The sequence below is a fragment of the Paranoxybacillus vitaminiphilus genome (genome assembly GCF_003259935.1).
Taxonomy (GTDB): domain Bacteria; phylum Bacillota; class Bacilli; order Bacillales; family Anoxybacillaceae; genus Paranoxybacillus; species Paranoxybacillus vitaminiphilus.
The window spans coordinates 1-6,821 of record NZ_QLMH01000038.1 but is presented as its reverse complement, the minus strand read 5'-3'; the positions used below and the strand labels follow the sequence as shown (position 1 = coordinate 6,821).

General features: G+C 39.1%; 4 protein-coding genes, 10 tRNA genes, 2 rRNA genes and 1 pseudogene. 12 read left to right on the top strand and 5 right to left on the bottom strand.

The features are described from left to right. From B0I26_RS17745 to B0I26_RS17690, 12 genes are all read left to right on the top strand, one after another. Positions 1-95, top strand: a 23S ribosomal RNA gene (locus tag B0I26_RS17745); the annotation flags it as partial. A gap of 326 nt (positions 96-421) precedes the next feature. Next, a 5S ribosomal RNA gene (rrf, locus tag B0I26_RS17740) occupies positions 422-538 on the top strand. Between the two features lie 159 nt (positions 539-697). Further along, positions 698-772: transfer RNA gene (locus tag B0I26_RS17735), tRNA-Asn, on the top strand. Between the two features lies 1 nt (position 773). Further along, positions 774-846 (top strand) — tRNA-Thr (locus B0I26_RS17730). Between the two features lie 18 nt (positions 847-864). Then, positions 865-936, top strand: a tRNA-Glu gene (locus tag B0I26_RS17725). 15 nt (positions 937-951) lie between these two features. Next, positions 952-1,027 (top strand) — tRNA-Val (locus B0I26_RS17720). 176 nt (positions 1,028-1,203) lie between these two features. Continuing rightward, positions 1,204-1,279: transfer RNA gene (locus B0I26_RS17715), tRNA-Thr, on the top strand. 15 nt (positions 1,280-1,294) lie between these two features. Beyond that, a tRNA-Tyr gene (locus B0I26_RS17710) sits at positions 1,295-1,379 on the top strand. 333 nt (positions 1,380-1,712) lie between these two features. Then, positions 1,713-1,787: transfer RNA gene (locus B0I26_RS17705), tRNA-Gln, on the top strand. Positions 1,788-1,911: 124 nt separating this feature from the next. Further along, positions 1,912-1,984: transfer RNA gene (locus B0I26_RS17700), tRNA-Lys, on the top strand. A 6-nt stretch (positions 1,985-1,990) separates the two neighbouring features. Continuing rightward, a tRNA-Gly gene (locus tag B0I26_RS17695) sits at positions 1,991-2,065 on the top strand. Between the two features lie 4 nt (positions 2,066-2,069). After that, positions 2,070-2,142, top strand: a tRNA-Ala gene (locus B0I26_RS17690). A gap of 640 nt (positions 2,143-2,782) precedes the next feature. Here the strand turns inward: B0I26_RS17690 and B0I26_RS17685 are convergent. The 5 genes and pseudogenes from B0I26_RS17685 to B0I26_RS17665 form a co-directional block, all read right to left on the bottom strand. Next, complete coding sequence (locus B0I26_RS17685) at positions 2,783-3,256, bottom strand: hypothetical protein (RefSeq protein WP_111646662.1); 474 nt, start codon at positions 3,254-3,256, stop codon at positions 2,783-2,785. Between the two features lie 80 nt (positions 3,257-3,336). Further along, positions 3,337-4,527: a C39 family peptidase gene (locus tag B0I26_RS17680; RefSeq protein WP_181502999.1), complete on the bottom strand. Its 1,191-nt coding sequence runs from the start codon at positions 4,525-4,527 to the stop codon at positions 3,337-3,339. A gap of 253 nt (positions 4,528-4,780) precedes the next feature. After that, on the bottom strand, positions 4,781-5,119 hold the full coding sequence (locus B0I26_RS17675; protein ID WP_111646660.1) for a YolD-like family protein: 339 nt from the start codon (positions 5,117-5,119) through the stop codon (positions 4,781-4,783). 3 nt (positions 5,120-5,122) lie between these two features. Beyond that, positions 5,123-6,373: pseudogene (locus tag B0I26_RS17670) on the bottom strand (DNA polymerase IV). Between the two features lie 229 nt (positions 6,374-6,602). Next, positions 6,603-6,821: transposase (locus tag B0I26_RS17665; protein ID WP_342767136.1), on the bottom strand; the 219-nt coding region annotated here is incomplete at its 5' end.

The window sequence follows — 6,821 nt, the reverse complement described above, 5'->3', positions numbered from 1 at the left end:
AAGATCCCTCGAAGATGACGAGGTAGATAGGTCCGAGGTGGAAGCGTGGCGACACGTGGAGCTGACGGATACTAATCGATCGAGGACTTAACCAAATGAGAAAAACGGAGACGAGCGCTTAGCGCCGTAAGGAAAATGTTCTTCCGACGAGAAGTGCTTGCCACTTCGACGGAGGAAGGTTATTTGCCCCCGAGCGGTTGGTTGCCGGAGCTAGACAGCTCGAAAAGTGAAAAGAGTGCAGCTTCTCCATGAATACTAGAAATATCGGTTATCTAGTTTTGAGGGAATAAAAAATCTCTTGACATGATAAAAAGATTGATTATAATAGTTTTTGTTGGTCTGTGCCTGCGTCTACTAGCTTATTCGAGGATGATCGATTCCTCGGCACAAGCCAGCGAAGAAGTGAAATCAGAGTAGTAGGCTTGGTGACGATGGCGGAGAGGACACACCCGTTCCCATCCCGAACACGGAAGTTAAGCTCTCCAGCGCCGATGGTAGTTGGGGCCAGCGCTCCTGCGAGAGTAGGACGTTGCCAGGCCTTAAGATAACCTTATTCCGCAGTAGCTCAGTGGTAGAGCACGATCGAGTAGGCTTCTTTGAAATAGCTACAGCGCACCACTCGAGTTGCTTCTTGAATAAGCATTCTGAGAGTGGGGCGATTATCCAACTAAGTTTTAGATGTTATATTTATGATTATTCCGCAGTAGCTCAGTGGTAGAGCAATCGGCTGTTAACCGATTGGTCGCAGGTTCGAATCCTGCCTGCGGAGCCATGCTTCCATAGCTCAGTTGGTAGAGCACTTCCATGGTAAGGAAGAGGTCACCGGTTCAAGCCCGGTTGGAAGCTTGCGATTTATGCTTTTTTGGCCCGTTGGTCAAGTGGTTAAGACACCGCCCTTTCACGGCGGTAACACGGGTTCGAATCCCGTACGGGTCATCTTTTTTGTTTTTTGGAGGATTAGCTCAGCTGGGAGAGCACTTGCCTTACAAGCAAGGGGTCGGCGGTTCGATCCCGTCATCCTCCACCATGATGTCGGGTTATTAAATGCTCCGGCTTAGCTCAATTGTAGAGCACGATCGAATAGGCTTCTTTGAAATAGCTACAGCGCACCACTCGAGCCGCTGCTTGAGTAAGCATTCTGAGAGTGGGGCGACTGACAGTACGTTATGGGTTAATTGTAGGTAGAGTAGGAAACTTTATTGTGCCGGCTTAGCTCAATTGGTAGAGCAACTGACTTGTAATCAGTAGGTTGCGGGTTCAAGTCCTGCAGCCGGCACCATTCGAAACTTTATCCGGAGGGGTAGCGAAGTGGCCAAACGCGGCGGACTGTAAATCCGCTCCCTGTGGGTTCGGCGGTTCGAATCCGTCCCCCTCCACCATTTGTTTTCACATCACATAATGATTACATATATTTTTATCATATCAATGTCGGATAATTTCCCGAATTTCCTTGCAGAAATTTCAGAAATAATTCTGCGGTGTCGATGTAACAGCTAATGCTGAGTCAATGTCGAAATTATTTCGTCGATTTCCTGCAGAAATCGCCAAAATAATTTCTGCGGTGTTAGCTTACAAAACATTAAATTAGGTTTCTAAATCGAAATATCAATGTCGTATTATTTCGCGAATTTCCTTCAGAAATTCTCAAAATAATCCTGCGGTGTTAATTCATGAAGTAAATTCTGAGAAGTTAACTCATGAAGTTATATCAATGGGCTATAGCCAAGCGGTAAGGCAACGGACTTTGACTCCGTGATGCGCTGGTTCGAATCCAGCTAGCCCAGCCATTTAAAAATGAACCATTAGCGACGAGCGATACATCGTCGAATAAGCTACGAGTTGTCCCGACGCATCTATCTTCTTTGAATTAGCTTGAAGAGGAAGGGACACAGCACGATTGATTTTAATAACGAGCCATTAGCTCAGCAGGTAGAGCATCTGACTTTTAATCAGAGGGTCGGAGGTTCGAGTCCTCCATGGCTCATGTTTTGCGGAAGTAGTTCAGTGGTAGAACACCACCTTGCCAAGGTGGGGGTCGCGGGTTCGAGTCCCGTCTTCCGCTCCATTATGGGGCCTTAGCTCAGCTGGGAGAGCGCCTGCTTTGCACGCAGGAGGTCAGCGGTTCGATCCCGCTAGGCTCCATAAAAACTCCTTAAGCCAAATGGCTTAAGGAGTTTTTGTTTTATACCAAACATTAATCTTTCTGTCTATAAATCTTCGTTAAATCGAGATAATATAACGCAAACCTAATGATTTATATAATTTGAATTATTAGGTGACACAATCATCCCCTCTTAAAATATTAAAAGTACTTTTCTGATGTCGTTCAACAAAAGTACAAATCGATCACTACAATGAAATCATGTAAAAAGTGAGTATAATCATTTGCATATAACGTTGGGATAATTGTGTCACATAGACAGAAAACTACCTATATAAATAAAAAAATTATGTTCTGTTTTCGAATATTTAATCTTGGGATATTTCCGACAATCTATATCCCCATACATTGAACGAAATTCATATTGATAATGTAAATAAAGCCTTTACTTAACGTTATAACGTAAAATTTTGTCATCGAACAAGTTAACAGTTCAAGATCCAATCCTTATAGAATGTTTGCAGTTCCAAAATAAAACCTCCCGTGGTAATAGTTTACTACTATAATGACCACGAGAGGGTTTCACCAAAATTGCGGGAGAACCAATTTTAAACCGCTGTTATTGGGGATTTTATCTTTATCACCGTTGATTACATTTGCTACTGTTCTTTATTTTCTTTATTAAGCAGAATAAGTTTTTTTACCTTTTGTAAACATTTTTTGTATGGAGTAAATTAAAAGAATACTTGAAATTAATATTAAAAAAGTATAAGCATTGATGTAAAAAGTATTTGTATATTGATTTATCCAGCTAAAACGGTAGATTTTAGAATTTACGTTAGATGGAGGTCCTCCGAGTTGTTTAATTAAGTCTAAAACATATGTAATTTCTAAAAAAGCTGACATGCTTAAAATACAGAATGAACCAATACTCATAAACAACAAACCTCTCTTTGAGATACTCATGTTAGTGAGGACTTTCCATAACCCCCTCCCAAAGAACAAAAATGAAAATGCAGCTAACATAATAATAAGAATCCCTGGATTTCCGTTCCCTGAAGTTACGTGAGGCTCTATCGTAAAAAGTTCCGTTAGATATAACATCAATAAACAAACTAAAAATGATATAATAAATTGTTTAGAGAATAACTTCAATATAATTCCTCCTTATCCATTTTTACGAATTTATATGAATGATAAACCAGCCCTTAATCAACATAAGGGCTGGTTTATGTTTAGGATAGCCACGCAAAATCGATGTCTTGGTCATCGTCTGTCCAATCAAACCAGTGCGTACCTGTATTATTAGCACCATTATCAGGATCTTTGTAAGCGACATGTAAATCGCCTGCATAAGAACCGTTTTTATCATATCCAATTCCACAAACAAAATGATATTCGATTGATGTTCCACCAGAGTCAAATAAATCAAAACGAATGGCAACAGGATCGTTGCTATCTATGGCACCAATAAACTTAGAACTATTCCCAACCGCATCTGTTACTGTATTAGATCTCCAAGCATTACTTGTATGGTAAACGTGTGTAAGAGCACCGTTGGCCCACATTGTAATTGTTGTTCCTAACCATGTACTCCCCATCTCATTATAAAGATGATTAACTAACGCTGCCCATGAGCCATAATAAGCGTTATCTCGAACATTATAACCTAACTCATCATGATAATAATCCATAATCATAGCGGCTACTGTTGGACCACAAGCTGAACTCGGATTATTAATACCGGAACTACGCTGATAGATACGGTCAACGCCACTTAATACTTTATAGTCTGTAGCGGCGATAGATACCATTCCGTTGTTACTATCTTTCAACAACCCGTCCCAACCTGGGCTTCTCTTATTACCTTTTTTCAACGATTTTAATTGTGCTTTTTCAACTTTTTTATACTCTTCTGTTCCATCTTTTTTTTCGTCTTTTAATTTCTTTAATTTTGCAGATTTAGCCTTCTCAAATTTTTCTTTTACTTCCTTACCACTTTTACCGAAGCTAAATTTGTTTACACCGAAATAATAGACTTTTTCATCTTTCATTTTTTTATTCAGAGTTTCTTCTAGGTCTACATCTATACCATATTGAATCATAGGATCTATTGTATCAATAGCTGAAGTAATAAAATAGCCTTTTGTCTTTTCGGATTCCACAGTGAAATAATATCCCACAACGGTATCATCAATATCGTAGAGATGTTCTTTAAATACAATTTTACCGTCTCTTAAATCATATAACTGTTCATTTCTTTCAATAAAATTATTAATGGCTTTTTTAGCCTCCTCAACACTGATAGTATTATAAGAAATAGACTGTGTTGAGATTTCTTGCTTCGGAGAATTAGCTTGCGCGATTACAGGTAAGCATAAAATGCTCCCTAACATTAAGGTAGAAATCAGTTTTCTTTTTTTCATACACATCATCCTTTTTTTGTTAGTATAGTAATAATATGGTTTCTATATTTACCAATGAATTCCCTTCTTATCATTGTAAATTTATAGTTAATTTTTATGAAAGTAAGAAATGGGAAGGATTTTTTTAAAACAAAAATGCTGCAACACTAAATCAGTGTATAGCAGCATTAAAAATTCTATTGTACGAACATAAACGCCTTTTTTGCTTCACTCTTTTTATGTAGTTGAAAATATCCTAAAGTAATTCTTGGCTCTATTCTACTATTTCTATGGATTGAATAGCCGAAAGCATAATATAACAAAATTTGCACTGTCCTTTCTCTTTCAATCGCAAGTGACGGTTCACCTCATCGTAATAATGTACACGACCAATTACATTTTGAAAGCGACGATTTTCTATGTATTGAACCCGAAGATATAGGGCGAACTCCATTGCTTCAAGAATTATTGCATTCCATTGTTCATAGCGTTGTTCATCATGATACGATAGTGTCACATCATCTTCCTTTTCCCGTAATTCAGCTAACATATCACGGTGTTCAGGCATTAAAAATGGCGAGAATTTAATAATCCCTCTGTCTCGATAATTCATGCTTTATGCCCCCCCTATGTAGCTACTTCGGATGCGAGCAAGACTTCCCGAAGTATAACTCACGGCTCGTAGAAGTGCATTAGGGCCAAATTTGTCTCGAATTTCATCCATCGCCTTTGCAAGCGCTCGTTCTTTTGTTCTGTTTTCAAATAAAGACAATTGAACGCTTTCTTCATTCATTAAATTCGAGAGCGATACATGAATCATGCGAACGCTGCGCCCATCGTAAAACTTTTGGAAAATTCGCTTACAAACACGATATAGCTCCATAGTTAGATTAGTTCCTGTATCTAGCGTAACGGATTGATGGAATCCAACTTTTTCATATTGAGAATAGCGGACACCAAATGAAACAGTACGGCCTACTTTTTGGAGTTGTCTCGCTCGTTTAGCCACTTCCTCACACAGTTCTAATACAACCGTCATAATTTCATTTTCTCTCCAATAATCTCGCAATAAAGTAATTCCTTTTCCGATGCTTTTTTGATGAAAAACATTAGCCTTCACAAATGCAGGACTTAAATCAATTCCCTAAGCATGATAATACAGTTGTTCCCCAATGACACCGAATCGCTTGCGTAGGCGTTCAAGGGAGCTATTAGCTACATCTCCAAGCGTATACATCCCCATGTTATTGAGGTGTTGCTCCATTTTTTCTCCAATCCCCCATATCTCACGTAACGGAACTGCCCACAGTTTCTCAGGGACTTCTTGATATGTACATTCCGCAATGCCCTGCTTTTTGGCATATACATCGAGGACAACTTTGCTGATAAAACGGTTCGGTCCAATTCCAATACATGAAGGCAAACCAAATTTCTCCCATATCGCATGTCTGATTTTATTTGCGGCTTCTTTCGGTGTACCATGTAGTTTTTGGGTTCCATCCAGTGTTAACCAACTCTCATCGACGCTATAAGTTAGAATTGCTTCGAAGGGAACAAACGAAAGAAATAATTCCGTAATTTGTACGCTTACCTCTAAGTATCGCTTCATTCGAGCATTAAAGATGTGGATTCGGCGATCCGAGGGTACTTGGTACAGACGACTTCCCGTTTTTATACCATATTCACTTTTCATTTTAGGGGATGCTGCCAGAACAACACTTCCACTCCGGTTTTTATCTGCTACAACGACTACATAGTCCTTAAGAGGGTCTAAACCATGATCGACACACTCACAACTCGCGTAAAAACTTTTCATATCAATGCATAAAATATTGTTTGTAGGGAGTTTTGATATATCGAACAGCATTGTAATTTATACACCCCATTCACAAAATACAAACATATGTTTTTATACGAATATATGTTCTTATATTTCTAGTTAAAAAACAAGTCCCTCATTAAACTGATAAATCATTGCTAAGGTTTTTATGGCAAAAAATAACCTTTCCCTTTGGCTGACATGAAAGAGAAAGGCATGGTTGAAATTAAACCTGTTATACATGAAACTACTTTTTACCCATGGTGCTAGTTGAACTTTAACGCTCAACTAGCCCAAGAATGACGAGTGAATAAGCGAGTAAAATGCCATCCAAAGCTGATTCAAATCCAGAAACAGAGTTGGCTCGAATCTCTGTGATCCGGTACTGATCAATGAGAACGGAAAACACGGTTTCAATGACTTTGCGCTTTCGTTTCATCCATCGTTTCCATGCTTTCGATTGGTGGATCTTCTGGTTTTTCCGAACGGGCGTCCA

What these genes read in the sequence shown, in the direction of transcription:
- B0I26_RS17675 (WP_111646660.1), bottom strand. Translation starts at nt 5,119, where the DNA reads ATGAATTATCGAGACAGAGGGATTATTAAATTCTCGCCATTTTTAATG.
- B0I26_RS17680 (WP_181502999.1), bottom strand. Translation starts at nt 4,527, where the DNA reads ATGAAAAAAAGAAAACTGATTTCTACCTTAATGTTAGGGAGCATTTTA.